At 68.2% G+C, this 26,974-nt stretch carries 23 protein-coding genes and 1 pseudogene; 8 read left to right on the forward strand and 16 right to left on the reverse strand.

Features of this window, described 5'->3' with window-relative positions:
* Positions 1-95: 95 nt before the first annotated feature.
* From ACZ54P_RS07615 to ACZ54P_RS07635, 5 genes are all read right to left on the reverse strand, one after another.
* The gene (locus ACZ54P_RS07615) at positions 96-1,070 is read right to left on the reverse strand and encodes an ABC transporter permease (RefSeq protein ID WP_465460859.1); all 975 of its coding nucleotides are present in this window, start codon (positions 1,068-1,070) and stop codon (positions 96-98) included.
* 35 nt (positions 1,071-1,105) lie between these two features.
* Positions 1,106-2,608 (reverse strand): sugar ABC transporter ATP-binding protein, encoded by a 1,503-nt coding sequence (locus tag ACZ54P_RS07620; protein WP_465460689.1) that lies wholly within the window; start codon positions 2,606-2,608, stop codon positions 1,106-1,108.
* Positions 2,605-3,828, reverse strand: coding sequence for an ROK family transcriptional regulator (locus tag ACZ54P_RS07625; protein ID WP_465460690.1), 1,224 nt, complete (start codon positions 3,826-3,828; stop codon positions 2,605-2,607). Before ACZ54P_RS07625 ends, ACZ54P_RS07620 begins: the two co-directional genes overlap by 4 nt.
* A gap of 306 nt (positions 3,829-4,134) precedes the next feature.
* Entirely contained in the window at positions 4,135-5,337 is a 1,203-nt protein-coding gene (locus ACZ54P_RS07630; RefSeq protein WP_465460691.1) for an ROK family transcriptional regulator, read from the reverse strand.
* A 10-nt stretch (positions 5,338-5,347) separates the two neighbouring features.
* Positions 5,348-6,358, reverse strand: coding sequence for a GlxA family transcriptional regulator (locus tag ACZ54P_RS07635; RefSeq protein WP_465460692.1), 1,011 nt, complete (start codon positions 6,356-6,358; stop codon positions 5,348-5,350).
* Between the two features lie 73 nt (positions 6,359-6,431).
* Between ACZ54P_RS07635 and ACZ54P_RS07640 the strand changes: the two genes are divergently transcribed.
* The gene (locus tag ACZ54P_RS07640) at positions 6,432-7,256 is read left to right on the forward strand and encodes a dienelactone hydrolase family protein (RefSeq protein ID WP_465460693.1); all 825 of its coding nucleotides are present in this window, start codon (positions 6,432-6,434) and stop codon (positions 7,254-7,256) included.
* 82 nt (positions 7,257-7,338) lie between these two features.
* Here ACZ54P_RS07640 and ACZ54P_RS07645 read toward each other — a convergent pair.
* Positions 7,339-8,586, reverse strand: a pseudogene (locus ACZ54P_RS07645) (DHA2 family efflux MFS transporter permease subunit); the annotation flags it as partial.
* Positions 8,587-8,654: 68 nt separating this feature from the next.
* Here ACZ54P_RS07645 and ACZ54P_RS07650 point away from each other — a divergent pair.
* Positions 8,655-9,200, forward strand: coding sequence for a TetR/AcrR family transcriptional regulator C-terminal domain-containing protein (locus ACZ54P_RS07650; protein WP_465460694.1), 546 nt, complete (start codon positions 8,655-8,657; stop codon positions 9,198-9,200).
* 31 nt (positions 9,201-9,231) lie between these two features.
* On the opposite strand, the gene ACZ54P_RS07655 is transcribed toward ACZ54P_RS07650, so the two are convergent.
* Positions 9,232-9,894 (reverse strand): response regulator, encoded by a 663-nt coding sequence (locus ACZ54P_RS07655; protein WP_465460695.1) that lies wholly within the window; start codon positions 9,892-9,894, stop codon positions 9,232-9,234.
* A complete protein-coding gene (locus ACZ54P_RS07660) occupies positions 9,891-11,438 on the reverse strand; it encodes a sensor histidine kinase (RefSeq protein ID WP_465460696.1) in 1,548 nt (515 codons plus the stop codon). The genes ACZ54P_RS07655 and ACZ54P_RS07660 overlap by 4 nt, the downstream gene beginning before the upstream one ends.
* Positions 11,439-11,570: 132 nt before the next feature.
* Between ACZ54P_RS07660 and ACZ54P_RS07665 the strand changes: the two genes are divergently transcribed.
* The 4 genes from ACZ54P_RS07665 to ACZ54P_RS07680 all read left to right on the forward strand — a co-directional run bounded on the left by ACZ54P_RS07665 (position 11,571) and on the right by ACZ54P_RS07680 (position 16,283).
* Positions 11,571-12,539 carry a Bug family tripartite tricarboxylate transporter substrate binding protein gene (locus tag ACZ54P_RS07665; RefSeq protein WP_465460860.1) on the forward strand — a complete coding sequence of 323 codons (969 nt, stop codon included), beginning with the start codon at positions 11,571-11,573 and terminating at the stop codon, positions 12,537-12,539.
* On the forward strand, positions 12,536-13,030 hold the full coding sequence (locus tag ACZ54P_RS07670; RefSeq protein WP_465460697.1) for a tripartite tricarboxylate transporter TctB family protein: 495 nt from the start codon (positions 12,536-12,538) through the stop codon (positions 13,028-13,030). The genes ACZ54P_RS07665 and ACZ54P_RS07670 overlap by 4 nt, the downstream gene beginning before the upstream one ends.
* Positions 13,030-14,547, forward strand: coding sequence for a tripartite tricarboxylate transporter permease (locus ACZ54P_RS07675; RefSeq protein WP_465460698.1), 1,518 nt, complete (start codon positions 13,030-13,032; stop codon positions 14,545-14,547). Before ACZ54P_RS07670 ends, ACZ54P_RS07675 begins: the two co-directional genes overlap by 1 nt.
* A gap of 299 nt (positions 14,548-14,846) precedes the next feature.
* Complete coding sequence (locus ACZ54P_RS07680; RefSeq protein ID WP_465460861.1) at positions 14,847-16,283, forward strand: DUF1996 domain-containing protein; 1,437 nt, start codon at positions 14,847-14,849, stop codon at positions 16,281-16,283.
* 173 nt (positions 16,284-16,456) lie between these two features.
* Here ACZ54P_RS07680 and ACZ54P_RS07685 read toward each other — a convergent pair whose 3' ends face one another.
* The 6 genes from ACZ54P_RS07685 to ACZ54P_RS07710 all read right to left on the reverse strand — a co-directional run bounded on the left by ACZ54P_RS07685 (position 16,457) and on the right by ACZ54P_RS07710 (position 23,350).
* On the reverse strand, positions 16,457-17,146 hold the full coding sequence (locus ACZ54P_RS07685; RefSeq protein WP_465460699.1) for a hypothetical protein: 690 nt from the start codon (positions 17,144-17,146) through the stop codon (positions 16,457-16,459).
* 121 nt (positions 17,147-17,267) lie between these two features.
* Entirely contained in the window at positions 17,268-17,969 is a 702-nt protein-coding gene (locus tag ACZ54P_RS07690) for a Crp/Fnr family transcriptional regulator (protein WP_465460700.1), read from the reverse strand.
* Between the two features lie 29 nt (positions 17,970-17,998).
* Complete coding sequence (locus tag ACZ54P_RS07695) at positions 17,999-18,364, reverse strand: hypothetical protein (RefSeq protein ID WP_465460701.1); 366 nt, start codon at positions 18,362-18,364, stop codon at positions 17,999-18,001.
* A 60-nt stretch (positions 18,365-18,424) separates the two neighbouring features.
* A complete protein-coding gene (locus ACZ54P_RS07700) occupies positions 18,425-18,937 on the reverse strand; it encodes a hypothetical protein (RefSeq protein WP_465460702.1) in 513 nt (170 codons plus the stop codon).
* A gap of 1 nt (position 18,938) precedes the next feature.
* On the reverse strand, positions 18,939-20,693 hold the full coding sequence (locus ACZ54P_RS07705) for a substrate-binding and vWA domain-containing protein (protein ID WP_465460703.1): 1,755 nt from the start codon (positions 20,691-20,693) through the stop codon (positions 18,939-18,941).
* Between the two features lie 35 nt (positions 20,694-20,728).
* Positions 20,729-23,350: a P-loop NTPase fold protein gene (locus ACZ54P_RS07710; RefSeq protein WP_465460704.1), complete on the reverse strand. Its 2,622-nt coding sequence runs from the start codon at positions 23,348-23,350 to the stop codon at positions 20,729-20,731.
* Between the two features lie 192 nt (positions 23,351-23,542).
* Here ACZ54P_RS07710 and ACZ54P_RS07715 point away from each other — a divergent pair, with 192 nt between their 5' ends.
* Positions 23,543-24,094 (forward strand): snapalysin family zinc-dependent metalloprotease, encoded by a 552-nt coding sequence (locus ACZ54P_RS07715; RefSeq protein ID WP_465460705.1) that lies wholly within the window; start codon positions 23,543-23,545, stop codon positions 24,092-24,094.
* A 49-nt stretch (positions 24,095-24,143) separates the two neighbouring features.
* On the opposite strand, the gene ACZ54P_RS07720 is transcribed toward ACZ54P_RS07715, so the two are convergent.
* Both ACZ54P_RS07720 and ACZ54P_RS07725 read right to left on the reverse strand, forming a co-directional pair.
* Entirely contained in the window at positions 24,144-24,323 is a 180-nt protein-coding gene (locus tag ACZ54P_RS07720) for a ferredoxin (protein ID WP_465460706.1), read from the reverse strand.
* Between the two features lie 5 nt (positions 24,324-24,328).
* The gene (locus ACZ54P_RS07725) at positions 24,329-25,531 is read right to left on the reverse strand and encodes a cytochrome P450 (RefSeq protein ID WP_465460707.1); all 1,203 of its coding nucleotides are present in this window, start codon (positions 25,529-25,531) and stop codon (positions 24,329-24,331) included.
* 181 nt (positions 25,532-25,712) lie between these two features.
* On the opposite strand from ACZ54P_RS07725, the gene ACZ54P_RS07730 reads away from it, so the two are divergent.
* Positions 25,713-26,636, forward strand: coding sequence for a GbsR/MarR family transcriptional regulator (locus ACZ54P_RS07730; RefSeq protein WP_465460862.1), 924 nt, complete (start codon positions 25,713-25,715; stop codon positions 26,634-26,636).
* The last annotated feature ends 338 nt before the right edge of the window (positions 26,637-26,974 follow it).

The following is a 26,974-nucleotide window of genomic DNA, read 5'->3' on the forward strand; positions in this document are numbered from 1 at the left end:
ACGGTGCCGGGGGTGGTGGGTGGCGATTCGGGTTCTAACCCGAATCGCCACTCACGACCACCTGTACCGACCACGACACGTCCGGCCTTCCCTCACTAGGTACTCGTCTTTGCGTTCTTCACGGAGCGGAACTGCAGTAGCGCGGCCAAAACGATGATCACGCCCTTGGCGATGTTCTGGATGTCGGTGTCCAGGTTGTTGAGCGTGAAGATGTTGGACAGCACGGTGAAGATCAGCACGCCGATCAGGGTGCCGATGAGCGAGCCGCGGCCACCGGTGAGCAGCGTGCCGCCGATGACGACCGCCGCGATGGCGTCGAGTTCGTAAAGCATGCCGTTGGTCGAGGCGCCCGCGGTGGTGCGGGCGACGACCATCAGGGCGGCGATGCCGCAGCACAGGCCGGCGACGCCGTAGACGAGCGCGGTGTGCCGTTTGACGTTGATGCCCGCCAGCCGCGAAGCCTCGGCGTTGCCGCCGACGGCGAAGGTGCGGCGGCCGAACGTGGTGCGGTTCAGCAGCACCCAGCCGACCACGAACACCAGCGCGAACATCCAGATCAGCACCGGGACGCCGAGCAGGTCCCCGCGGAAGAAGTCCAGGAAACCCGCCTCCGCCACCACCTGCGTGCGGCGGCCGCTGATGCGTTCCGCGAGCCCGCGGGCCGCGACGTACATCGCCAAGGTCGCGATGAACGGCACGATCTTCCCGTAGGAGACCAGTATCCCGTTGATCAGCCCGCAGCCGAGGCCGACCAGGAGTCCACAAAGGATCATCACCCACGGGCCGTAGGACTGGGTGGCCAGCGTGGTCAGCCAGACGCTGGAGAGCGCCACGATCGACCCGACCGAGAGGTCGATGCCGCCGGCGATGATCACGAACGTCATCCCGACGCTGACCACCCCGATGGCCGCGGCGAGCCGCAGGATCGTCGAAACGTTGCCTTCGGTGAAGAACTGGTCGGGCCTGGTCACCTGGCCGACGATGCACAGGACGACCAGTACCCCGGCCAGCCCGAGCAGCCGGGTGTCGAGCGAGAAGTTTCGCTTTTCCTTGGGTGGCACGGTTTCCACGGCGGTATCCGTACGCACCGATTCGGCTTGGTCGGTCACGCCGCACTCCCCTCGAGAATCACGTCGAGCACATCCGCCTCTGTCAGCTCCGCAGACGGCTTTTCAGCCAGGACACGTCCTTCACGCAGCACCAGCACCCGGTCGGACAATCCGAGTACTTCGGGGATCTCACTGCTGACCAGCACGATCGCGACCCCGGTCGCGGCCAGCTCTTCGATCAGCCGGTACAGCTCCGCCCGCGCGCCGACGTCGACCCCGCGCGTCGGTTCGTCCAGCAGCAGGACCCGGCAGCCGCGGACCAGCCAGCGCGCGAGCACCGCCTTCTGCTGGTTGCCGCCGGACAGCGTGCGGATGATGCGGTGCGGGTCGGCGGGCCGGAGATCGAGGCGCCGCAGGCTTTCCCCGGCGTCGTCGAGTTCCCTGCCCCGCTCGGTGAAACCGAACGTCGCGTATTTGCTCAGGCTCGCCAGGGTCACGTTGTGCACGACGGGCAGGTCCAGCAGCAGGCCCTGGCTCTTGCGTTCCTCAGGTGCCAAGCCGATCCCTGCCTTGACCGCCGCGGACACGCTGCCCGGCCGGACCGGTTCGCCGTCGACCGAGACCGTTCCCACGTCCTGTTTGCGCGCGCCGAAGATCGTCTCCAGCAGCTCGCTGCGCCCGGATCCCACAAGGCCCGCGATACCGACGACCTCCCCGGCGTGCACGGTGAAGCTCACGTTCTCGAACTCGCCCGCGGTGGTCAGGTTCTCCACCTTGAGCACCTCTTTGTCCGGGTTGACGTGTTCCTGGTGGCGCGGGCCGAACACGGTTTCGACCTTGCGGCCCGCCATGAGCGCGACGAGATCCGACGTCGGCGTCTCCTTGGCGTCGAGGCCGGTGGCGACGGTCTTGCCGTCCTTGAGCACGGTGACGCGGTGCCCGATCCGGCGCAGTTCTTCGAGCCGGTGGGAGATATAGACGATCGCGACGCCCTCGGCGGTCAGTTCGCCGACGATGCGGAACAGGTTGTCGACCTCTTCCCCCGCCAGCGCCGCGGTGGGCTCGTCCATCACCAGCAGCTTCGCGTCGTACGCGAGCGCCCGCGCCATCGAGACCAGCTGCTGCCCCGCCGCGGAGAGCTTGCCGACCTCGGTCGACGGCGTGATCTCCGGATGCCCGAGCCGGGCCATCAGTTTCGCGGCCATGGCGCGCGATTCGCTGATCCGCGTGAAACCGAAGCTGGCCCGCTCGCGGCCGAGGAAGATGTTGTCCGCCACGGAAAGTCCCGGCACCAGGTCGAGTTCCTGGTACATGGTCGCGATGCCGATCTTCAGCGCGGCGACCGGTGAGGGCAACGTGACCGGCTCGCCCTGCCAGAAGATCTCGCCACCGTCGGGACGGTGCGCCCCGGCGAGGGTCTTGATCAGCGTCGACTTGCCCGCGCCGTTCTGGCCGAGAAGACAGTGCACCTCGCCGGGTTCGACGTCGAAGTCGACGCCGTCGAGCGCGCGGACCCCCGGGAAGGTCTTCACGATCCCCCGGACCGATAGCAAGGTCATGCCGGCGCCTCCTCGGTGAGCACTGGTACGAGCGTCGGGTCGGCGAAAAGCCGTTCGGTGGCAAGGTGTGCGGCCCCGCGCAGGGGAGCGGTGGTGCCCAGCGGCGACGGCTCGACCCGGCAGGCGGGATCGTGCCCGAGCGGCCGCGCGGACAGTTCGCGGCGCACCGGCTCGACCAGCCACTCGCCCAGTTCGGCGAAGTAACCGCCGAGCACCACGACGTCCGGGTCGAGCACATCGACCACAGTGGACACCGCGACGCCGAGCGCGACCCCGAGTTCCGAGACCGCCGCGACGGCGCGCTGGTCACCGCGCTGGACACGATGTTTGAGCAGCCCGACCCGGCCGTCGACGCCGAGCGCGGGATCGTGCAGCGAGTCGCCCGGCGAGGCGGCGACCCGCAACACGGCGTTGAGCCCGGCCTTGGTCTCCAGGCAGCCGACCCGGCCGCACTGGCACTGCTCGCCGGACGGGTCGACGGTGATGTGCCCGACCTCGCCGGCGAAACCCCTGGCACCGCGCAGGATCGCGCCGCCGGAGACGAGTCCGCCGCCGACGCTCATCCCGCCGCTGAGGTAGAAAAGCTCCCGCACGCCACGGCCGGCCCCCGCGACCGCCTCGCCGACCGCGCCGAGGTTGGCCTCGTTGTCGACGACGATGGCGTCGACCGGCAGACCGAGCCGGGCGGCCAGCAGGTCGGCGATTTCGGCGTCGCGCCACCGCAGCGTCGGCGCGAACCGCAGCACGGCGGCGGCCGAGTCGACCAGGCCCGGAACCGAGACGGTGACGCCGACCGGCTGCTCGTCGCACAGGACCTGTCCGGCGAGGAAGGCGAGTTCGTCCATGCTCCGGTGCAGACCGAGCGCGGCGACGTCGGCGGACTCGGCGCGTTCGGCGATGACCCGGCCGTCGAGGTTCGTGACGACGGCGGCGAAACGATCGGCTTCGACACTCAGCGCGAGCCCGTAGGCGCTGGCGCCGTTCAGCTCGACCAGCTGGCTGGGCCTGCCGTTGCCGCTCGCTTGGAGTCCGGCGGAGCGGACGAGACCACGCTCGGACAGCTCGGTGACCAGACCCGAGACGGCCGCCTTGGTGATCCCGCTCCGCGCCGCGAGCTGGGTACGCGACAGCGGCCCCGCGCGCAGCGCCCGCAGGAGCGCGGCGAGGTTCGCCGTGCGTGGGCTGACCGGGTCGAGCTGCCCGGGATCAGTCGCGGCCACACTGCCCCATTTGACGACGCCTCACTTACGAATCGGCCGTAACAAACTTTGTTACTTAGCCAGCGAAAGTAGGGTGACTGCTGTCACTCGTCAAGGTGACAACAAGACAGAAATGCCCCCCGTCACCCGTTTAGCCGCTCCGATCGGTGCAGACTTTTGTACTTTTCAAGCGAAAGTCTGTACGATCTTGACGTTACTAATCGGAATCAGGTGAGTGCCCAACGTGCCGTGAGACGTGGGTCGAGTGGGTCGTGAGTGGCGATTCGGGTTCTAACCCGAATCGCCACTCACGACCACCGAAAGCGCTCAGCTGCTCAACGTGAACGCGCGGTCCGTGGCCGACCAAGCGGCCCCGATGACCCCGGCGGTGTCCCCGAGTTCGGACAGCACGATCGGCAGGTTCCCGGTCGCCAGCGGCAGCGAGCGGCGGTAGACCGAACTGCGGATCTCGGCGAGCAGCTGATGCCCGAGCTGCGCCACGCCGCCGCCGATCACGACCATCCCCGGGTTCACGAAACTCACCAGCGAAGCGACCACCTGGCCGAGCCGCCGCCCGCCGTCGCGGATCAGGTTGACCGCGCCGAAATCGCCCGACGCCGCCGCGCGGCCGACGTCCGCGGCGGTGATCGCGCCCCGGTCCGCGACGACGTCGGCGAGGTACGCCGACCGGCCGCTGCGCGCCAGCGTCAGGCCGTCGCGGGCCAGTGCGGCGCCACCGAAATACGCCTCGAGGCAGCCTGTCTCACCGCAGACACAGGTCGGGCCGTAGTCGTCGAGGCGGATGTGCCCGATGTCGCCCGCGGTGCCCGCGACGCCGCGGTACACCTTGCCGCCGAGCACGATCCCGCAGCCGATACCGGTACCGATCTTGACGAACACCAGATCGTCGATGGACCGGGCGACGCCGGCATGCCGTTCCCCGAGCGCCATCGAGTTGACGTCGTTGTCGACGGTGACCGGGCAGCGCAGCAGCCCGCCGAGATGGTCGCGCACGGAAAACCGGTCCCAGCCGGGCATTATCGGCGGCGCCACCGCCATCCCCTCGGCGAAGCTCACCGGCCCCGGCAGGCCGATTCCGGCGGCGATCAGCTTGCCCGGCGCCTCTTCGCGGATCTTCTCCGCCAGCTCCACGACGCGTTTGAGGACGGCGTGCGGTCCCTGCCGGACGTCGCAGTCCTCGACGGTGTGCACCAGCACCTCGCACGAAGCGTCGGTGAGGGCGACCCCGACCGACGTCGCGCCGACGTCGACGGAGAGCACGCGCAGGTCTCCCGCCAGCCGCACCAGCGTCGACCGCCTGCCGCCCCGGCTCGCCGACGGACCCGCCGTCTCGACGAGGCCGACCTCGGCGAGGCGGGTCACCTCGGCACCCACCCGGGCACGCGGCAGCTCCAGCCGCTCCCCCAGTTCGACCCGGGACATCGGGCCCTCGTCCCGCAGCAAGGTGAGCAACTGGGTTTGGTGCCGGGTTTCGACCATCGGATGCTCCGTGGTGGATGCCGTGCTCATTCAGCCGAGCCTACGGCGTTGTCCACTTCCTGTCCCGGACGCCCGTGGCCGTCCGGCCGCGCCTGAACATCGCGCGGTGGTCCCGCGGCCGATGTCCGGTCAGCCGCGCGAAGACCGCGCCGAATGTCCCGGGATCTCGATAGCCGACCTCGGCGGCGATACCGGCGACCGTCCGCTCCGTGGTCTCGAGCAGATGCTTCGCCCGGCGCACCCGTGCCTCCTGCAGATGGCCGAGCGGGGTCTTGCCGGTCTCGTCGCGAAATCGCCGCAGGAGGGTTCGCGTGCTGACATGGAACGTCGTGGCGAGCAGCCCGAGGTCGTACCGCTCGCGCAGGTTCTGGTCCAGCCAGCGCTGCACACTTTGGGAGAAATCCCTGCCGCCAGTGGGCAACAAGTCTGTGTCGACATACGGCGTCTGGCTCGACCGCGCGTCGTCGACGAGCGCGATCCGCGCGGTCGCACGGGCTACCCGGCCTCCGTGGTGTTCGCGGATGAGGCCGAGTGCGAAGTCGTACATCGCGCTGAACGCGCCCGTCGTGGTCACCCCGCTGTCGGTGATGACGAGTTTCTCCGGCAGGACTTCGGTGCCAGGGCATCGGGCCGCCAATTGGTCGGCGAAAAGCCATGACGTCGTCGACCGCCGTCCGTCGAGCAAACCCGCGTCGGCCAGCAAGAACGCGCCGACGCAGATCGAGACCACCGCGACTCCCGCCTCCGCGGCCGTCCTGATGGCTTCGATTTCCGGGCGGAGCGACCTGAGCCTGGTATCGAGATCGAGTCCTGGCGTCAGCTCGAACCCGGGCACCACCAGGACATCGACCGGCCGCACCGGGGAGACCGCGAGCGCCGCTCCGCCGGAGGCGACCACACGCCGCCGCGGCGACAAGATCGAGACCTCGTAGGAAGAATCCCCGTCGGCGGCGACATGCGAGGCCATCGTGAGGAGATCGGGAACCCCGAAGACCTCCGACGCGAAGCACCCCGGATAAGCGAGAACTCCGACGCGCGGCGGGGCCACCATGATGGCGAGATTACCCGGTCTTATGGCGATCTCGCCCCTGCCCGGATCCGGAGCCGTACCGGACGATGGCGTGATGGACACCCTCGCGGACTTCTCGAAACGGCTTGTCGATGTCGAAGGAGTCGCCAAAACCGTCTATGTCGCCGGATCCGGCGCGGCGGTGGTGCTGATGCCGGAGATGCCCGGCATCAGCCCGGACGTCGTCCGCTTCGCCCGGTGGATCCGGGACGCGGGTTTCACGGTCTACCTTCCGTCGCTTTTCGGTGTCGACGGCGCCTTCCCCACCGCCGCCGACGGAGAGAAGGTCGCCCGTCGCGCCTGCGTCAGCGCCGAGTTCCGGGCTTTCTCCGGCGGCGGCACGAGCCCCGTCGTGAGCTGGCTGCGCGGGCTGGCGAGGAAGGCGTTCGAGGAGTGCGGCGGGCCGGGCGTCGGTGCGATCGGACTCTGCTTCACCGGCAACTTCGCCCTCAGCATGACCCTTGAACCGGCCGTCATCGCGCCCGTCGTCAACCATCCTTCGTTACCGCTGGACGACCCCGGCGGGCTGGAAATCGGCGAGGCGGACGCCGTCGCGATACGCGAACGCGTCGAGCGCGACGGGCTGAAGGTGCTCGCCTACCGCTTCGACAACGACCGATGGTGCACCGGGCAGCGTTTCGCCGCGTACCGGGCACTTCTCGGTGACGCGTTCGATGGTCGCGTCATTCCAGGTGCGGCGGCCAATCCCGAACCGCCGCCGTTCTTCCGTGACGTCGTCGCGTGTCCCCACAGCGTCGTCACCGCTCACCTCGTCGATCAGGAAGGGCACCCGACCGTCCGGGCCAGGGACGAAATCCTGGCCTTTCTCGCCGATCGGCTCGGACGAGAATCGCGGCCGGGATCAGCACGATCGCGGTGACACCGACGATCCACCAGTGTGTGGCGGCGATGGCCGACGCGGACCCCGGCGACGTGTTCGCCAGCTGGACGGCGACGAGCACGGTGAAGAGCGAAGTCCCGAAGGAACCACCGATCCTTTGCAGCATCGCGAAAAGGGGCATCGCCTGGGAGATCTGTTCCTTCGGCACCATCAGCAACCCGACGGCCAGCGCCGGTGTCGTGGTCAGGCCGATGCCGACACCGCGGACGATCTGTACCGCCGAAAGCCACCAGTAGCCGTCGGTTTCGGTGATCATCGCCAGCGGCACCGTGCCGAGGACGGTGATGGCCAGGCCCGCGAAGATCACCCGCGCGCCACCGATCCGGTCGGTCAGCCTGCCCGCCAGTGGCAGTGCCGCCACCGTGCCCAGCGCCAGCGGCGCGGTCAGCAGGCCGGTGTCGACGAGGCTTTCGTGCCGGACGTCCAAGTAGTACAGCGGCAACACGATCATCGCACCGAACAGCGCGATGCCCATGCCGAAGATGACGAGTGCGGCCGACGAGAACGCTTTGTCGCGGAACAGCCGCAGGTTCAGCAGCGGATGGCTCGACCGCAGCGCGGTGACGACGAACGCCGCGAGCAGGAGCGCGCCGGCGATCGCCGGGACCGGGGCGAATTCCGAGACGCCGTACACGAGTAACGGCAGGCCCGACACGGTGAGGACCAGACCGCGCCGGTCCAGCGGTTGTGTGGTGGCCGGGGTCTGGCGCGGCAGCCACTTCCGGCCCAGCAGCAGGCTGAGCACCGAGATCGGCACGTTCACCAGGAACAGCCACGGCCACCCGAGCCCGTCGGTGAGCATGCTGCCGAACAGCGTGCCGAGCACCGGGGCCAGATAGATCGGAATGCTCAGCACACTCATCATCCGGCCAAGCCGCTTCGGTCCTGCCGCCACCGCGAACAGGATCTGCCCGGCAGGCACCAGCAGCCCGCCGACGGCGCCTTGCAGGACCCGGAAAACGATCAGCGCCTCGATCGACGTCGCCATCGCGCAGCACGCGGAGAAAATCGCGAACAATCCGACGCACCCCAGCCACAACCTGGTCGCCCCGAAGCGGCGGCTCGCCCAGCCGCTCACCGGCACCATCGCGGCGAGCGCGAGCAGGTAACCGGTGGCGCTCCACTGCGCGGTGCCGAGCGGCGTGCGGAACGCCGCCGCGATCGTGCCGAGCGCGACATTGACGACTGTGGAGGTGAACATCGACAGGAACCCGCCCAGGGTCAAGATCGAGGCCATTCCCCACAAAGCAGGGGAAATGCGCTCGTCAAGTGGACGCCCGATCATCCTACCAGCCAACCTTATCGCCATTAAGATCTTAACAGTGATAAGATTCGGTCGAGTTGTCAAGTCCGCTACGGACCGGCGAAGGTGTGCGCATGGTCGTGAGACGGGATGGGTACGTTCGAGCCGCGCTCGAACTCCTCGACGAGGTCGGGCTGGACGGGTTGAGCCTGCGCAAGCTCGGGGAGAAGCTCGGCGTGCGTGGTCCCGCGGTCTACACGCACTTCAAGAGCAAGCAGGCGCTGCTCGATCAGATGGCCGAAACCATGCTGGACGACGAACTCGCCCCGCTCGACGATCCCGCGTCGGTGGACGAGTGGCCCGCGTGGCTGGCCAAGCGAGCCCGCGCCATCCGCCGCACCCTGCTGTCCTATCGCGACGGTGCCCGCCTGCACGCCGGCTCCCGCCCTACCGAGCGATCGGCGATGACGCCGCTGATCAAGCCGTTGCTGGCAGCCGGTTTCACCGAGGAAGACGCGACACACGCGATCCTCGCCGTCAGCCGGTACACCCTCGGCTGCGCGATCGACGAGCAGCAGTACGTCGAGGACGAGTCGGCCGACCACGACGAAGACCCGGCCGCTTCCTTCGAATACGGCCTCTCGCTTCTGATCGCTGGCCTCCGCTCCGCCGCCCCCTGATTTCGCCCCGCGTTTGGTCCTCTAAATGCGGTCAGGACCACAGGTAGCGCCGTTCGGGGCGTCCCGTCCCGCCGTACTTGAGGCTCACCTCGGCCTTCCCGGTCGCCACGAAATGCTCCAGGTACCGCCGCGCGCTCACCCGTGCGACGCCGGTCGCCTCGGCGCATTCGCTCGCGGACATCCCGCCCGCCGCACCGCGCAGCGCGGTCTCCACCAGCCGCGCGGTTTCGGCGGTGAGTCCCTTGGGCAGCACGGGTTTCGCGCTCGGCCGGGCACCGAAGACCTGGTCGACGTCGGCCTGCCCGGCCTCGGCCAGCCGGTCCAGCCGCTGGTGCAGCGACGCGAAATGGGTGAGCTGATCCCGCAGGGACGCGTATTCGAACGGCTTGATCAGGTAGTGCAGGACACCGCCCCGCATCGCCTGCCGCACGGTTTCCACGTCGGTCGCGGCGGTGATCAGGATGACGTCGACGTCCTCGGTGGCGCGCAGCTCCCGCAGCACCGAAAGCCCGTCCAGGTCAGGGAGATAGACGTCCAGTAGCACCAGGTCGGGCTTCAGTTCCCGCGCCAGCCGGAGCGCGTCGGCGCCGGTGTGCGCGACCCCGACGACGGCGAACCCGTCCGTGCGCGCGACGTATCCACTGTGGACTTTCGCGACCATGAAATCGTCGTCGACGACCAGTACCCGGATCATCGCGGAAGCCTTGCCGTGAACACCGCGCCGCCGGAATTGTGCACCTCGACCGATCCTCCCCGCCGGACGCACGCCTGCCGGATCAGCGCCAGCCCGAGACCACGCTGGCCGTGTGCGGCCGCCTTCGTGGTGAAGCCGTGTTCGAACACTTCCTCGGCGATCTCCGGGGCGACACCGGGTCCGGAATCTCGGACCTCCACCCGCACTTCGTCTTCCTCCTGCCACACGCCGACCTCGATCCAGCCACGCTCACCACCCTGCTTGTGTGAACTCAGTGCGTCCAACGCGTTGTCGACGAGATTTCCCAGCACGGTCACCAAATCCGTGGACAGCCCCTCCTCGACCCGGTCCAGTTCGCTGTCCGGGGCCATCCGCAGCCCGACCCCGCGTTCCGCGGCGAGCGACGCCTTCGCGATCAGCAGCGCCGCCACCGCCGGGTCGCCGATGCGCGAGCCGACCTCCGCGCGCCACTCCCCCTGCGCCGAACTGATCCGGCTGACGTAGCCGCGAACCTCGTCGTACTCCCCGAGTTCCAGCAGCCCGGAAATGGTGTGCAGCCGGTTGCTGAACTCGTGCGCCTGCGCCCGCAACGTGTCGGTGGCGTGCCTGCTGGCGTCGAGTTCGTCCCGCAGCGTCATCAGATCGGTGCGGTCCCGCAAGGTGACGACGGCGCCGCGCACGTCGATCGGCATCCGGTTCAGCGTCAGCACTTTCCCTTGCCGCAACACGATCTGGTCGGCGCCGGTCGCGCGGCCGGTGAGCAGATCGCGGATGCGCTCGTTGAGGTCGAGGTCCTCGACCGACCGGCCGACGGCGTCCTCCGGCAACGCCAGCAGTTCGCGGGCCTGATCGTTCACCAGGGTGATCCGGTGCTGCGGGTCGAGGCCGACGACACCCTCCTTGATGCCGTGCAGGAGCGCCTCCCGGTTTTCCACCAGGGCGGTGATCTCATGCGGTTCCAGGCCGAGAGTCTGGTTCTTCACGCGCCGCGCCAGCAGCAGCGAGCCGCTCACGCCGATCACCAGCGCGACACCCAGCACCCGCAGGGCGTTGTCCGGTGAGTCGAGCACGCCCGCGAAGAAACCGGGCGACTTCGAGCCCGCCGCGACCATGCGGACCACCTTGCCGCCCTTTTCGTCGAGCACCGGGACGTGCGCCACGATCGACCCGTCGAGTTCGCCGACCCAGGACCGTCCATGCAGGACAGTGCTTTTCCCGATGTCGAGCAGGGTCCGCAACTGACCCGGATCCGGTGACGCGAGCACGTAGCGGTCCGCGCCCGCGATCACCACGAAATCCACCCCGGACAGGCTCCGCGCGGTCTCTGCGGGCGCGTTCAGTTCGAACGGGCCGTTCTCGAGGTCGCCCACGACACCCTGCGCGGCGACACTCTCCGCGACCGAAAGCGCCCGGCGTCCCTCGGTCGTGCGGAAGTTGCTCCCCGCCTGGACGACAGCCAGCACACCCACCGCGCACAGTAGGCAGGTCACGACTACCAGTTGCCACACGAGGAGCTGACGGGCCAGCGACCCCCGAGCACCCATCGCCACCTCCGCGTGACCAAAACGACCACAACAACCATTGGGCCCGCAAGCGGGACATCTCTGTTTACACGAGTGCAACATGTCCAACCACGCGGCAGAGAGGCGGGGATCACAGTGAAGCCCAGTAGCTGGTTGGCCATCGCGGCGGCGCTGGTCGCCGTTTTGCTGGTGCCACCGTTGCTCACCCCGGGCGGCGAGGCCGACGAGGGCTCGCAGATCCGGTCGTTGCGGGTACTCGTGCCCAACGCGCCCGGCGGCGGTTACGACATCACCGCCCGCACGGCGACCAAGGCGATGGAGGACGCCGACCTGCTCGGCAACGCGGAGGTGTTCAACCTCCCCGGTGCCGGCGGCACGGTCGGCCTCGGCCGCACGGTGGCCGAACGCGGCAACGGAAAGCTCGTCATGTCCATGGGACTCGGCGTGGTCGGCAGCGTGTTCACGAACAAGTCGCCGTCGTCGCTGCTCGACACCACACCGGTGGCGAAGCTGATCGAAGAGTCGGACATCGTCGTGGTCGGCAAGGACTCGCCGTACAAGACGATCGGCCAGCTGGTCGAGGCGTGGAAGGCCGATCCCGGCGCGGTCCAGGTCGGCGGCGGTTCGTCGCCCGGCGGGCCGGATCACCTGGCGCCGATGCTGATGGCGAAGGCGGTCGGGCTCGCGCCCAAGGCGGTCAACTACGTCCAGTTCGACGGCGGGGGTGAACTGCTCGCGTCGGTCCTCGGCGGCAAGGTCGCGTTCGGGGTCTCGGGTGTCGGCGAGTACCGCGACCAGATCGCGGCGGGCACGCTCCGGGTGCTCGCGGTGACCAGCGCGAACCGGATCCCCGGCATCGACGCGCCGACGCTTTCGGAGTCCGGCGTGGACGTCAAGTTCACGAACTGGCGCGGCATCGTCGCGCCGCCCGGGATCACCGACGCGGACCGCGCGAAGCTGGTCAGCCTGTTCGAACGGCTGCAGAAGACGCCGCAGTGGCAGGAAGCCCTGCAGCGCAACGGATGGACCGGGGCGTTCGCGCCAGGGGAGCAGTTCGGTTCGTTTCTCAAAGAGGAGAACACGCGAGTGGCAACGGTGCTGAAAGAGCTGGGTCTGGCATGACCACGTGGCTGAAGGAGCGCTCCGAACTCGGGGTGAGCGTGGTACTTCTGGTGCTCGGGGCGCTGGTGCTCACCGACGCGCTGAGCATTCCGACCGATTTCGCCCAGCGCGGACCGGTCGGCCCGAAGGCGGTGCCGATCCTGGTCGGCTCGCTGCTGCTGATCGTCGCCGTCCTGCTGGCCCGCGACGTGCTGCGCGGCGGCAAGGGAGAAGCCGAGGGTGGCGAGGACATCGACCTCACCGCACCCGCCGACCTGCGCACGGTTCTGTTGCTGTGCGGTGCTTTCCTCGCCAACGCGGCCTTGATCGGCCTGGTCGGCTTCCCGATCTCGGGCGCGATCCTGTTCTGGGGCGCGGCCTACGCGCTCGGCAGCCGCAACCTGGTGCGTGACCCGCTGATCGCGGCGGGCATGTCCGTCGCGACCTTCCTGATCTTCAACAACCTGCTCGGTGTCCCGCTCCCCGGTGGCCCGTTGATGGAGGTGTTCTGATGCTTCAGCAACTCATCGACGGCTTCGGCACCGCGCTGACGCCGACCCATATCGCGATGGCGGCGATCGGGGTCCTGCTCGGCACCGCGATCGGCGTGCTGCCGGGGATCGGCCCGGCCATGGCGGTGGCGCTGCTGCTCCCGGTCACCTACGGACTGGAGCCCACCGGCGCGTTCATCATGTTCGCCGGTATCTACTACGGCGGGATGTTCGGCGGCTCGACGACGTCGATCCTGCTGAACACCCCGGGTGAGAGCGCGGCGGTCGTCGCGGCCATCGACGGCAATCCCATGGCCCGCAAGGGACGCGGTGCGCAAGCGCTTGCCGCGGCGGCCATCGGGCACTTCGTCGGCGGCATCCTCGGCACGATCGCGCTGGTCGTGCTGGCCCCGGTGATCGCGAAGCACGCGGTCGACATCGGCGCGCCGGACCTGTTCGCGATCATGGTGCTGGCGTTCATCGCGGTTACCTCGGTGCTCGGCGGTTCCCGGATCCGCGGCGTGGCGTCGCTGCTGATCGGACTGACCATCGGACTGGTCGGCCTCGACGAGATGACCGGTCAGCAGCGGCTGACCTTCGGCTCGCTGCATCTGGCCGACGGCATCGACGTGGTGATCGTGGCGGTCGCGCTGTTCGCGGTCGGTGAATCGCTTTGGGTCGCCGCACACCTGCGACGTAACGCGCATCAGCCGATTCCGGTCGGCAGGCCGTGGCTCTCGCGTGCCGATCTGAAGCGGACTTGGAAGCCGTGGTTGCGCGGACCGCTGATCGGCTTCCCGTTCGGCGCGGTGCCCGCCGGTGGCGCCGAGATCCCGACGTTCCTTTCGTACGTCATGGAAAAGCGGCTCTCGAAGCACAAGGACGAGTTCGGCAAGGGCGCCATCGAAGGCGTGGCGGGCCCGGAAGCGACGGCGTCGGCCTCCGCCGCCGGGACACTGGTCTCGATGCTGACGCTCGGCCTGCCGACCACCGCGGTCGCGGCCGTGATGCTGGCGGCCTTCCAGCAATACGGCATCCAGCCGGGACCGCTGCTGTTCGAGCGGGAGTCGTCGCTGGTGTGGGGTCTGATCGCCTCGCTGTTCGTCGGGTTGACGCTGCTGCTGATCCTGAACCTGCCGCTGGCGCCGCTGTGGGCGAAGTTGCTGCGGATCCCGCGGCCGTACCTCTACGCGGGCATCCTGTTCTTCGCCAGCGTCGGCGCGTACGCGGTCAACGCGGACATCTTCGACCTCCTGGTCATGTTTGTGATCGGCCTGCTCGGCTTCGCGATGCGGCGCTACGGCTTGCCGGTGCTGCCGGCGATCATCGGCGTCATCCTCGGCCCGGCCGCCGAACAGCAGATGCGGCGCGCACTGCAACTGAGCGACGGCGCACTGAGCGGGCTGGTCAACACGCCGTTCTCGATCGTGGTCTACGCGATCATCCTGCTGATCGTGTTCTTCCCGTTGATCAAACGTCTCCTGCCCTCCCGGCCGCCCGCCGCCGAGGCTGAACCACGGACCAAAGTGGACGTCTGACCTGCGGCAACCCCGATCAAGACCCGGCCTCGACTGCCCCGAGGCCGGGTCTTCTTTTTCGCCACGGTGAACCGCTTCGCGCCGTCGTTCGTGTGCCCTGCGTCACCTCGTCGCAAGATAACGAAAGGATAACGGCGAGATCGCGTTTTGAACCGTCCTCGGACTGGGGCCGTTTCAGCCAACGCGGAGTCAGTGACGCCGGTGATGCCGGTGACGCATCCCCCGGGCTCCGCGAAACGACACCGAACGAGGTGAACGATTTCATGCCCCGTAACCCAAGATCCGCCGGCCGCCACCGCATGGCACGCCGGACCAAACTCGCCACCGGCGCCATCGCGCTCTCTCTCGCCATCGGCGGGCTCGTCGTGGTGAACACGACCGGGACCCCCGACACGGCCAGAGCCGACGGCGCGGACAAGTCGTTCTTCATCGACATCGCGAAGGTCCCCCGCGGCAACAACGTCAACCTCGACCTCGCGAAACGAGGCGCACGAGGAACGTTCACCGTCGACTGCGGCCGCAACGAGAACGGCCACTTCAACGGCGACAACTTCATCGCACAGCCCGGTGTCCGCAATGGAGCCGAGCACCTCCACGACTACGTCGGGAACCTCTCGACCAACGCGGACTCCAACAACAAGAGCCTGCTCCGCGCGGGCACCACCTGCAAGAACGGTGACAAATCCGCCTACTTCTGGCCGGTCATCCGGATCAACACCGAGGAAGAGGAAGAAAACGCGGCGGCGAACGAGGAAAAGCTCGCCGCCGACCGTGCGAACGCGGCCAAGGACGAAGCCTCCCCGCAGGCCGACTGCCCCGACGTCGCCAGCGAACTCGAGGACGTCCCCGACCAGGCCATGGACGCGGTCAACGAAGGCCTCATCAAGATCGACCAGGACGTCGACAACGCCAACAACCAGCTGGCGCAAGGCAAACAGGCCGCCCCGGTGCTCGACGACCTGAAGAACAAGCGCGAGTCGGCGATCAAGAAGATCACCGAGGGGATGAAGCAGGCGGGCAAACCGGTCGCGAAACCCGCGGACCAGCTCACCGGCTGCGCGGTGAAGCAGAACGGCGAAGGCGGCCTCGACAACGGCGGCGAGAACAGCAAGGTCGCCAAGAGCGGTGACGTCGAGCAGAAGAAGGCCGACGGCAAGGCCGCCGAGCTTCCCGGTGCCAACGACAACAATGAGATCGGCGACAACAAAGGTGAGATCCAGCGGCCCGCGAAGGTGGACCTGACCTTCACCAGCGGCGGCGCCCGCCGCGTCGTCGCGATGCCGAAATTCCTGCGGGTGCTCTACGGCGACGCCAAGCAGTCCACCAACGGCCCGGCCAACGCCCGGCCCAGCTGGACCTGCAGCGGCTTCGAGGACCGGCTCACCGAGCTGTACCCGATCTGCCCGCAGGGCAGCAAGGTCACGCGTGTCCACTCGTTCCCGAACTGCTGGGACGGGAAGAACACCGACAGCGCCAACCACCGCACGCATATCGTGTTCTCCGACCGCGACGGGAAATGCCCGCGCGGCTTCAAGAACGTGCCGCAGCTGCGGATCACGCTGACCTACGACATCCCGCCGGAGGTCCAGCTCGCCAGGCAGTACGCGGTCGACGCTTTCGCGCAGGAGAAGCACAACCCGCGCTCCGACCACGACGACTTCGCGAACGTGATGTCGCAGTGCCTGATGAACCAGCTCGTGAAGTGCATCAACAGCGGGAAGCGCTGCAAGCAGTAGGCGGCGGAAACGCGTAACGCTCGTGAGTGGTAATGACGGTTCTAACCCTCACTACCACTCACGAGTCTTCAGCAGGATGGGTCCGGTTTCTGGCCCGGCGTAGGGGTACCGGGCCAGAAACCGGCGGGCGGTACGGCTTTCCCTCCCTGGAAGCCGGCTCGCCCGGTCTGGGGCTAGGCCGTCGTCGACAACCGGCTCACCCGGTCGAACACGAGCGGCGCCGGCACCGCCGGGTCGACTTCGGCCAGTACGGCGTCGGCGTCCAGGCCTGGCAAATGAATCCACGCGCTGTCGGCGAAATCCGGCGTGGTGACGCTGATCCGGCCGCAGCGCGCCGGCGGGACCAGCGCGACACCGAAGGGCTCGACCACGTTGCGCCACACCGATTGCGAGACGATCATCCCGGCGCCGAACTTGTCGCCGGTCGGATCGAGACGGCACCAGTAGCCGACGGCGTCGTTGAAGGTCGACGCGCACAGCAGCCGGGTCAGCGTGATGTACGTGCGGTGGTAGCGGTGATTGTCCGCCATCGGTCCCATATGGACGGCCACCCGCGCTCGCATCGGGACGCGGGCGTAGCGGTTGCGGGACCGCAGCAGATGGTCCAAATGGAACACCACCTCGCAGAGCTGCCCCACGGCCCGGTCCGGATAGGCGACCATCAGCCCGTCGCCGGTCTCCCGGAAATGCCGTGCTTCCGCCGGCGCGAGCCCGACCGCGGTGAAGGAGCGGGAGACCAGCGTCTCCATCTCGGTCTTCATCGGATCCAGCAGGTCATCGCTGGCCTTGGACGAACCGACGATGTCGACGGCGAGCACGGCATGGGTGTGCGCGTTGTATTGGCCTGAGGTCAGCACCTGCATCTCTGCGACCCCTCCCCTGATCGGTGAAAACTGGCGGCACGAAGCAGTGTTCCCACTCCTCACCGGAAGTTCTGTTCGGAACCGAACAGAACCTGACCCCGCCATGGTCAACGCCAGTGAGCTAAGTCACACCTTTTTCCGTGATCACCCGCAATGCGTCGCGATCGACGACGGTGATCGCACGGCGCGAACTGGCCACGACTCCCGCCTTCCGGAGCTTGTCCAGTGCCTGCGCGACCATGGTCCGGCCCATCGGGATGAACTGCGCGAGTTCGTCCTGGCTCAACGGGATCCCGATCCGCCAGCCGGCGGGCGTCCGGATCCCGCAGACGTCGACCAGGTAGTCCAGTCGCGTCGCGACCCGCGCCACCGCCTGCGGTTTCCACGACTGCGTCCGCTGCCGCTGGGCGAGCACGAACCGGCGGGCGACGCTGACGAGCACCTCCCGCATCGCCGACGGATGGTCCAGCAGGAAACGGTTGAACTCGCTCGCCGCGATCCGCCGGACGTGGACCTCCTCGATGGCGACGACGTCGGCCATCCGGATACCGCCCGCGATCACCGCGATCTCGCCGTGCAGATCGCCGGGCACCCCGACGTCGAGGATGACCGTCGCCCCCATCCGGTCGGCGCTGGTCACCTTCACGTAGCCGTGCCGCAGCAGCATGACGAAGTCGCCGGGCTCGCCCGCGCGCATCAGCGCCTGTCTGCCCTCATAGGTCTGCGGGGTACCCATTTCCAGCAACCGGGCACGGACGGGTTCGTCCAGCCGCTCCAGGAACGGACGTTCTCTTTCTTCGGCGGCCTCCGGGCCCAAACCCACGAAACACCCTCCCAGGCAGTCGTGAACACCTATCGCGGAGAGTAACCGAGCCGGGCACCCGATCCGGCGGCGGAACCATCGTGTGTGGTGAAGATGCCCAGCCGGACCAGCTCCGATCTGATCCACTCGGCCAGCCGGTGCAACGGTCCGTCCTCGGCCTCGACGAAATAGCTGTCCACGATCTGGTGTCGTCTGTCGGCGTGTTTCGCCGCGTAGAGCAGCGCTGACCGTACCTCTGACACCTTCAGCGGAGCGACCTTGATCCCGGGGGCGGGCCGCACGGTGCTCTTGGCGGCCATCACCGCCAGCACGGCCTCCTCCAGGCTGAACCGGTGCTCCACCGGTACGACCACATGTTCCACGCCTTCGACAACCCGGCGCCCGATCAACGGCATGCTGTCAGATCAGCATGACGCACGGCCGTAGTCTGTTCGGCAGCGAACACTCGCCGCCGATCAGCCCGGTTCGACCGCCGCGATCGCTTCTTCGAGCACTTCCCGGAACAGATGCAGGCGCTGGACGAGCATCAGCTGGTCCGGGTTCTCGTCCCGCACCGATCGCTCCAGCTTCACGGTCAACTGCCTGACGGTCAACTGCAGTTGGAGGACACCCTCCGCCCCTTCGCCCTTCCGCTGCTCGAGCAGCGCCACCGCGCGCCGGAAGGCTCCGGCCAGTTCCGTCTCGCCCGGGCGCACCGTCTCGATGGCTGTCAGCGCGCGGCCCAGCAGGCTGTAGTGGTCGTAGCCGGTGGCGGGTTCGGGCGCACGGAACTCCGCCCTTTTCACCGGTCGCCTGCCGCTCAGCACGAAGAACGCGACCTCGGCGGGAATCAGCACGGCGAGCGCGGCGACCGCGCCGAAGAGCCAGGCTTGTGGATGCGGCAAGGTCACCGAGTGACCAATCAAGGCCGCGATGACCGTGAGCACGCCGGTGACGACGTGGAACGGACGGTTGTCGGGATCGGCCATGTCAGAAGTTGCTGAAGACGTTGACGAACATCTTGTCGATGCCGTGCGGGTCGACGGCCTGGTAGCTGCGGGCCTTGGACTTCTGCGCGATCTCGTCGAGAACGCGGCTGTCCGCCTGCGCGCCGTAGGCCATGGTGAAGATCCGGACGGAGTTGTCCAGCCGCTCGGCGTCGACGTTCTGCAGCACCTGTTCCTTCGTCCCGGCCTCGGTATTCTGGCCGTCGGTCAGAAAGACGACGGCGTTGATCAGGGTCGGGTCGAACTCCCGCCGCATCTTGTCGTTCGCGGCCATGACGGTCTGGTACAGCGCCGTATCGCCTTTCGGGGTCAGGTTTTCGACCAGGTCGACCATCGGGCCGCGGACGTTCTTCACCTTGCCGATCGGCATCTTTTCCTCGTACCCGTCCGAGAACGTCCACAACCCGACCTCGTCTTCGGGATGCAGGTACTCGAGCTGTTTCCGGATCGCCGGTTTCAGCAGGGCGATCCGGCTCTCGGAATACGGTTTGTCCTTGCGGTTCTTGTCGAACGGTTCGTTCATCGATCCGGACAGGTCCAGCACCAGCAGGATCCGGCCGCGGCGCTGCGTGTACTCCCAGCCGTCCAGCATCTTCTGGATCTGCTCGCCGGTCGGGACACCGATCTTCGGGGGCTCCTGGGTCTCCTGCGTGCCCACGACCTTGGCCAGCTCGGGATTCCCGCTACCGCCGGGGTCCCGGAACCCGAGATCACGGAACCGTTTCTGCTGTTCGGTCTCCAGGAGGAAGTCGTAGAAGTCCTTGGCCGCCGTCTGCTGCTCCGGTGTCGCGTTCGCGGTGGTCAGGAAGGGATGGTCGATCAGCATCGTCCCTTCCCTGGGGTGGACGGCGACCAGCGGGCGCAGCGGCGCGACGGGGTTCCCCTTCAGCTGCGCGGGATCCCCGGTCGGCACGCCGCGGTTGTAGAGATAGACCATCTGTTCCTGCATCGCCATCGCGCTGATGTAGGGCGTCGGCTTCTTGCGGTCCTCTTCGTACAGCGTCTTCAGGAAGGCCACCGAATCGTCGCTGTAGTAGGCGACCGACGCCTCGATCCCGCGGACGAACTGCACGGTCTCCGCGGTCCCGATCTTGCCGTAGTCGCCGCCCGTCGCCGCGAAGTAGGTCGCGATGGTCGCGGCGAGCCCGGACGTCGACCGCCGCGGGTTGTCCTTGCCGAGCGTGAAGTTCCCCCACTGGGCGTACGCCGCGCCCTTCGAGGCCCAGCCACCGTCGCGGTTCATTTCCAGGACGTCACCCCAGCCGGGCGTTCTCTCCGGCCAGCCGAGTGCCTTGGCCATCGGCTCCGGCATCGCGATCACCATCGGGCTGGTCGCGAGCGAGGTCTTCGGCCCGGTCCTGATCCGCTCGCCCTTTCCGCGCTGGCGCAGCAGATCGAGCCAGAGCGACGAACTGGGCAGCCAGACCTGGGGTTCGGGCTGGCGTTCGTCGATGTCGTTCCAGCCGTCGGCGATGAGGTCGAGCGTGGCACCCGAGGTCTTCTTGTACGCCTCGACCTTCGCGCACCGGCCGCGGTCGAACGTCCGGCCGGTGTTGTTGTACCGCTCGGCCAGTTCGGCGATCAGGTCGCCCTTCTCCGTGGAAGAACTCGTGACCAGGCGGACGCAATCGGTCCGGAGCGCGTTCGAGGGCGCGGTGACGACGGTCGCCAGCAGAACGATCACCAGCGTCCCGACCAGCGTGCCGAAGGCGAGCGAAAGCCAGCCTGATCTCCGCATGCGCGCCCCCTCGACGTCGTAGCGGGCAAGTGTAGCTACAACGCGGTTCCCGGTTCTGTTTCCTCGGTCACCAGATCGTAGGTTTCGAAACTGAAGCGGGCGAGGGTGCCCACCCAATTCCGATAGACCTCTAGATCATCGAAGGATTCGGCGTCTAGCCGCCATTCAGGTGGAAAGGCTTCGGACAACGATTCCCCATCGGACAACGCGATGAAGGTCGAGCGCGCGGCGTCCGGATCGGCGACCAGCAGGGTCAGCAGCACCAGCACCGCCCGGTAGGGGCCGCCGACGAACCGCGCCAGTTCCGCGTCGGGAATACCGATGCGCACCAGCCGGTAGAGGTTGACCAGTTTCCGGATCTCCCGTGGCGTGTTCAACCGTTTCCGCAGCACGTGGACGAAAGCGCGTTCGACTTCGGTGAGCCGCAACCGGTCCGGCCGCATGTTGTAGAACGTGGGCGGGGCCGTGTCCTTGACGATGACCTCCCTTGTTTCACCGCGTTCGGGGGCACTGTCGTCCTCCGGCCATTCTTCGGGCTCGGACGGCCCCGGTTCCCGTTCCTCGATCGGCATCAGCGCGTCGATCAGCTCGTCCGCCGCGCTTCCCATGGGGCGCAGGGTGAACACGACCTGGAAGATCTTGTCGAGGTACTCCGCCCGGCGCGCCTCCCCGGTGCCGAACAGTTCTTCGTGGTGCTGGTCGAGGCATCGCCGCAGCCATCGGGGATCGACGGCCACCACCACGACGAACGCGGGCAGGGCCAGCAGCAGGTGCACCGCGGCGAGCACTTCGATCACCTTCGACGGCGGACAGCGATCGAGGTCGTCGATGTAGAGCACGATCCGTTCCAATGGCGGCTCGCCCTTGCCGCCTGCCAGCCGCCAGTCCTCACGCGCGTCCACCAGATCCGCGCTCAGCCGCGCGAGATCTTCCCGCACGCGGGCGAAAACCCCTTGGTAGTCCCCGTATCTGCCGTCCGTCGCCTCTTCGATCAGCTCGCCGAGCCGCGTGGCCGCGTCCAGCCGCCGGAGCCGTTCCTCGGCCTCGCGGACCTCGGTCTCGAACCGTTCCGCCCGTTTGTCGACGTCGTGCCGCAATTTGTCCAATGTGGACTTCACCGGCGCGAGGGCCGCCTTGGCGGTGGTGAGCGCCGGGGTCAGCACGGCACCGAGCGCGACGATCGCGCCCGCCGCGGCGAGGATCGCGTTGTGCCACAAGGCCCATCCGGTGATCGCCCCGGCGACACCGAGCACACCGAGCACCGCGTACCCGGCGACGGCGAGCCGCCGCCGTCGGCGTTCGGCCCGGTCCACCCCGGACACCAGCAGCCGCCAGCGCCACGTGAGCGGGGAATCCGCTTTGACGGCCCTCAGCCCGGCGAGCCGGGTCCGCAGTTCCTCGCGTTCGGCACGGACCTCGTCGGCGTCCGCGTGCGGTTCGGGCGCGCCGAGGTTCCGGAACAGGTGATCCACCAGCCCGACCCACAGATGGTCGTCGTGGTACTGCCAGGCGTTGAACCGGATCTGCCGGATCTCGCCGGCGAACACGCTGTTGGCGGCGTCGCCCCGGGATCGCCTGGCCAGTTCGGCCACCCGATCGGCCACCTGCCGCACGAAACTCGATTTGCCGGAGCCCCAGGGGCCCAGCAGCGCGATGCACAGCGGCGGGCTGGTCTCCCGGTCGGCGATGACCGCGGCGAGCGTGCGCACATCGTCCTGGAAGCCGATCAGGTCGATCGCGCTTTCGACGTCCGGAGTGATCCTCGGCCGGGCCCGTCCCGGCTTGGGCTCGACGAAACCGGTGCCGTCGATCTGATTGCCGAAGCGGTCCCACACCCGGATCGTGCGGTCGTCGCCGACCGAGATGATCTTCTCGTTGCCCGCGGTGCAGGCGATCGCGCGGACGTTGCCCTCGTGTCCCGTGAGGAGGGTGTATTCGGCGGGGTTCTCGATGTCGCGGACGTAGACCTCGCCGCCGGAACCGCCGGAGAGCACCAGTTTTCCATCCGGGCTGAAGGCCAGCGCGCGCACCACCCCGGCGTGGCCGGGGAAGACGAGGGCGGGATCGCCTTTCCGCCCCCACAACCGGACCGTCTCGCCCTCACCGGACAGCACCCGCGCGCCGTCGGCCGAAACCGCGACCACGTGTACCGCGCCAGCGCCGCCGAACCGGTAGTGGGAAACGACTTCGCGGTCCCACAGCCGCACGCCGCCGGTGTCGTCACCGGCGACCACGACCCCGCCGTCCGGGGTCACCGCGACCGATTCGATCTCCGGGCCACCGGTGCGGAGACCACGCACCGTCACGCCGTCCAGCCGCCGGACCTCGACGGTGCTTCCCACACCGGACACGACGAACTCCTTCGCCACCGCGACCGCGAGTGCCCGTTTGGTCGTCTGGACCTCCGGTGGCTGCGCCTCGTGTCCGGTGAGCCGCCAGCGCCGCACCGTCGCGCCATCGCACCCCACCACGTACTGGCCCGAGATACCCACCGCGAGCACCGGCCGTTCGTGGCCGCCCAAGGCGAACCGCTGCGCGCCGGTCTCCAGGTCCCATACCCGCACCGTCTTGTCCGTACCGCCGGTGACCAGCCGGTTTCCGTGCACCGCGACGGCGAGGATGGGTTCTTCGTGTCCGGTGAAACGCGCCGTCGTCATAACCGGACAGTCTTCCGGTCGCGTCAAGATCATGGTTAACGACAGGCGACTATCGGCGGGTTCCGCGACGACCTCGACAGGTCCTAACATCACGCGGAGGCAACGGAGGACTACTCAGAGATCCCTCTCGCCCGAACCAAAGTGTCGACACTGCTCCGCAATTCCAGCACGCCTTAACGCGAGGAGTAAAACGTGCTTCGACGTACTTTCGCCGCGGTGCTCACCGGCGCCGCGCTCTCCCTTTCGATGCTCTCGGCGCCCTCCGCCGGAGCCGCCGAGATCATGGCGACCACCCTGACCTACGACGACAGCCAGGCCGCGGAGTTCAAGGACGCGGTGGCCGCCGGCGTCAACGTCTGGAACACCAACGTCACCAACGTCCGCATCGTGAAGGCGACGCCGGGGCAGCGGGTCAACATCCGGGTCATCGCCGACAACGGCTGGCCGCGCGCCACGCTCGGCCCGGTCCGCCCGAGCGGCACGGTCACCGTGTGGATGGGCAGGCAGGCCGTCCAGCAGGGCTACCACACGCCCCGGATCGCTTCCCACGAACTCGGGCACAGCCTCGGCCTGCCCGACGTGAAGCCCGGCCCGTGCTCGTCGCTGATGTCCGGCTCGACCGGCGGGGTCAGCTGCACCAGCGTGAACCCCAACGCGCAGGAGAAGGCCAGGGTCCAGCAGCTCTACGCCGGCACCGCCGTGCAGAACGCCGACGCGGGCAAGGTCCTCGTGGACGTCGGCTGATCCCGCGCCAGGGGGTGCCCGCCCGGCACCCCCTGGCCCGGGTGGTCCGCTAGTCGTCCGCCGTGATCGCGGCCGCCGGGCACACCTGCGCGGCGTCGCCGATCCCGGCCGGTTCCGGGTCCAGCAACCGGACCCGGCCGTCTTCTTCGTCCTGTCCGAACACCTCCGGCGCGGTCAGCACGCACATTCCCGCGCCCACACACCGTTCCCGGTCCACTTCGACCCTCATCGCGATCAGCCCCAGGCCACCGGGAGCGCGTACACCCCGTAGATGTCGGAATCCGTCCGCAGCGGGATCTCTTCGGCCGGAACGGCCAGGCGCAGCGCCGGGAACCTGCCGAGCAGCCCGGTGAAGGCGACCTTCAGCTGGACTCGCGCGAGCTGCTGGCCGAGACACTGGTGCACCCCGTGCCCGAAAGCGGCGTGCCCGGCGGCGTTCCGGCGGAGATCGAGCCGGTCGGGTTCCGGGAACTTCAGCGGATCGCGGTTGGCCGCCCCCGCCGAGAGGGCCACCACCTCCCCCGACTTGACGACCTGGCCGCCGATCTCGACGTCTTCGAGCGCGGTGCGGACGCCCGTGTGCGCGATCGTCAAGTAGCGCAGGAGTTCCTCGATCGCACCGTCGATACTCTCCGGGTCCTCGCGCAGGACGGCGAGCTGGTCCGGGTTGCGCAGCAACGCGAAAGTACCCAGCGCCAGCATGTTCGCCGTGGTGTCCAGGCCCGCACCCAGCAAAAGGAACGCGATGCTGGTGAGTTCCTCGTCGGTGAGGTCGGTGGCGGCCAGTTCACCGAGGATGTCGTCGGTCGGCTCGGCCCGTTTCGCCACGACGAGTTCGTACAGGTAGCCCCCCAGTGCGTTGATGGCGGCTTCTTGTTCCTCCAACGGCGCCTCCGGCCGGTTCAACGGCGCGACGTTGCGGCGGAAGAACTCGTGGTCGGCGTACGGGACACCGAGCAGCTCGCAGATCATCAGCGCCGGAATGGGCTGCGCGAACGCGGTCACCAGCTCGGCCGTCGTTCCTTGTCGCTCCATCGCGTCCAGGTGTTCGACGGTCACCTGCTCGACCCGTTCGGTGAGCTGCCGCATCCGGCGGACGGTGAACTTGCCGGTGAGCAGCTTGCGGTACCGCGCGTGCTCCGCACCGTCCATCTTGATGAACATCCCCGGCTGGGCGGGCGGCATCTCCGCCATCGCGGCCGCACCCGGCAGCGGCGTGTGCATCAGCTCCTGCCGGGCGCTGAATCGCGGATCCGCGAGGACGGCGCGAATGATCGCGTGGCCGGTCGCGAGCCAGCCTTCGTGCCCGTCGGGAAACCGCAGCCGGACGAGCGGATGCTCGTCGCGCAGCGGACCGAGTTCGGCGGGCGGGTCGAACGGACAGCCCTTCGGGCGTTCGAGGGGCAGTTCCGTGAGATGAGGTACCGACGTGGTCATTGCTGTTCCTCCCAGTTTTACCGCTACCCGAAGGCTACGTTGCATTTAAGGATCTCTCAAAGCTCAACTCTGGCCATTTCTGTGTTATTGCTGGTAGTTTCCGGGAATCGTTGCAACGTTCTTGGAGATGAACGCAACGACGTGTTGCAATGATCTGCGCGTGAACGCACAGGAGGTGCCCATGCCGGGCGGCAGGCTGACACCGGAGGACCGACGGCTGATCGCGGCCTGGCTCAAGGACGGCCTCGGTTACGCCGAGATCGCCCGGCGGCTCGGGCGCCCGACGTCGACGATCAGCCGTGAGGTCGCGCGCAACCGCGGGCACTCCGGCTACCGCGCCGAAGAAGCGAACCGGGTGACCGGGGAACGCGCGCGGCGGCGCCGAAAGCCGCCCGCCCGCGACGTCGCGGCCGTCTCGCACGGCTACGGCCGGAACCCGGAAGCCGTCCGTCGCTTCGAGGCGGACTTCGCGGAAATGATGGTCCGGACCGGACTGCCGCGGATGACGGCGCGAGTACTCGCGTGCCTGTCCGTCAGCGACGACGGCGTCCACACCGCGGCCGAACTCGCCCAGCGGCTCCAGGTCAGTCCCGCGTCGATCTCCAACGCCGTCCGGTACCTCGAACAGCAGGCGATGCTCAAACGGGAACGGGACGGACGGCGGGAACGGTACGTCATCGACGAGGAGATGCCGCAGCGCGTATGGGCCGAAAGCATCCGCTCGAACCAGGAATGGGTCGTCATCACCCGCCAGGGCACCGAAGTCCTCGGCATCTCGACGCCCGCGGGCGCCCGCATGGACGACCTGTCCCGCTTTCACGCGCGCATCAACGACATCATGCTGGACGACCGCGTCGACGTGTACGCCGCCGACGCGCTGACGGTACTCGCCGCCCTCCTGCACGCCGGGCACGCACTTTCCGTCCCGGCACTTTCGGCGGCACTGGGATGGCCTTCGGAACGGGTTTCGGCGGCTTTGCGGGTGGTGGCCGAGCATCCGCATATCGCCGGTCCGGTGACGGTGGTTTCGACAGGCGAGGAGTACCGGGCGGTTCCTTCGGTGGAACGGCTCACGGGGGCACAGTTGGCGGCTTTGGGGTCTTGAGTCCGGCTGGTGACAGTGCTCGTCGTTGGATGGGGGTGCCGGTTTTCGGCGAACGACGGCTGGCTGGTGGCTGGTGGCTCGTTGCGAGGGGCCGTCGCCGATTTTCGGCGATGAGGCGGCCGGAAGGGTGCGCGGCCATCGGTGACAGCGGGATTGGCGGGTCGGCGTGATGACCGTCGCCGGTATTCGGCAATACTGCTGCCACGGGCAGCGTCACCGCCGACAGCGGCATGGTCGGACTTGGCGACCGTCGCCACACTCCGGAAAAGGGCAGCTGGCGACGGGAACACGGCCCTCGACCGTTACGGCACCATCGGATCGCCGCGAACAACCGTCGC

This window comes from Amycolatopsis sp. NPDC034160, from assembly GCF_055575355.1.

Coding starts and splice junctions, on each gene's coding strand:
- ACZ54P_RS07630 (WP_465460691.1), bottom strand. CDS start 5,337: ATGAGCACGGCATCCACCACGGAGCATCCGATGGTCGAAACCCGGCAC.
- ACZ54P_RS07705 (WP_465460703.1), bottom strand. CDS start 20,693: ATGCGGAGATCAGGCTGGCTTTCGCTCGCCTTCGGCACGCTGGTCGGG.
- ACZ54P_RS07640 (WP_465460693.1), top strand. CDS start 6,432: ATGGACACCCTCGCGGACTTCTCGAAACGGCTTGTCGATGTCGAAGGA.
- ACZ54P_RS07635 (WP_465460692.1), bottom strand. CDS start 6,358: ATGGTGGCCCCGCCGCGCGTCGGAGTTCTCGCTTATCCGGGGTGCTTC.
- ACZ54P_RS07710 (WP_465460704.1), bottom strand. CDS start 23,350: ATGACGACGGCGCGTTTCACCGGACACGAAGAACCCATCCTCGCCGTC.
- ACZ54P_RS07700 (WP_465460702.1), bottom strand. CDS start 18,937: ATGGCCGATCCCGACAACCGTCCGTTCCACGTCGTCACCGGCGTGCTC.
- ACZ54P_RS07650 (WP_465460694.1), top strand. CDS start 8,655: ATGGTCGTGAGACGGGATGGGTACGTTCGAGCCGCGCTCGAACTCCTC.
- ACZ54P_RS07685 (WP_465460699.1), bottom strand. CDS start 17,146: ATGCAGGTGCTGACCTCAGGCCAATACAACGCGCACACCCATGCCGTG.
- ACZ54P_RS07720 (WP_465460706.1), bottom strand. CDS start 24,323: ATGAGGGTCGAAGTGGACCGGGAACGGTGTGTGGGCGCGGGAATGTGC.
- ACZ54P_RS07680 (WP_465460861.1), top strand. CDS start 14,847: ATGGCACGCCGGACCAAACTCGCCACCGGCGCCATCGCGCTCTCTCTC.
- ACZ54P_RS07675 (WP_465460698.1), top strand. CDS start 13,030: ATGCTTCAGCAACTCATCGACGGCTTCGGCACCGCGCTGACGCCGACC.
- ACZ54P_RS07620 (WP_465460689.1), bottom strand. CDS start 2,608: ATGACCTTGCTATCGGTCCGGGGGATCGTGAAGACCTTCCCGGGGGTC.
- ACZ54P_RS07725 (WP_465460707.1), bottom strand. CDS start 25,531: ATGACCACGTCGGTACCTCATCTCACGGAACTGCCCCTCGAACGCCCG.
- ACZ54P_RS07660 (WP_465460696.1), bottom strand. CDS start 11,438: ATGGGTGCTCGGGGGTCGCTGGCCCGTCAGCTCCTCGTGTGGCAACTG.
- ACZ54P_RS07670 (WP_465460697.1), top strand. CDS start 12,536: ATGACCACGTGGCTGAAGGAGCGCTCCGAACTCGGGGTGAGCGTGGTA.
- ACZ54P_RS07695 (WP_465460701.1), bottom strand. CDS start 18,364: ATGCCGTTGATCGGGCGCCGGGTTGTCGAAGGCGTGGAACATGTGGTC.
- ACZ54P_RS07655 (WP_465460695.1), bottom strand. CDS start 9,894: ATGATCCGGGTACTGGTCGTCGACGACGATTTCATGGTCGCGAAAGTC.
- ACZ54P_RS07730 (WP_465460862.1), top strand. CDS start 25,713: ATGCCGGGCGGCAGGCTGACACCGGAGGACCGACGGCTGATCGCGGCC.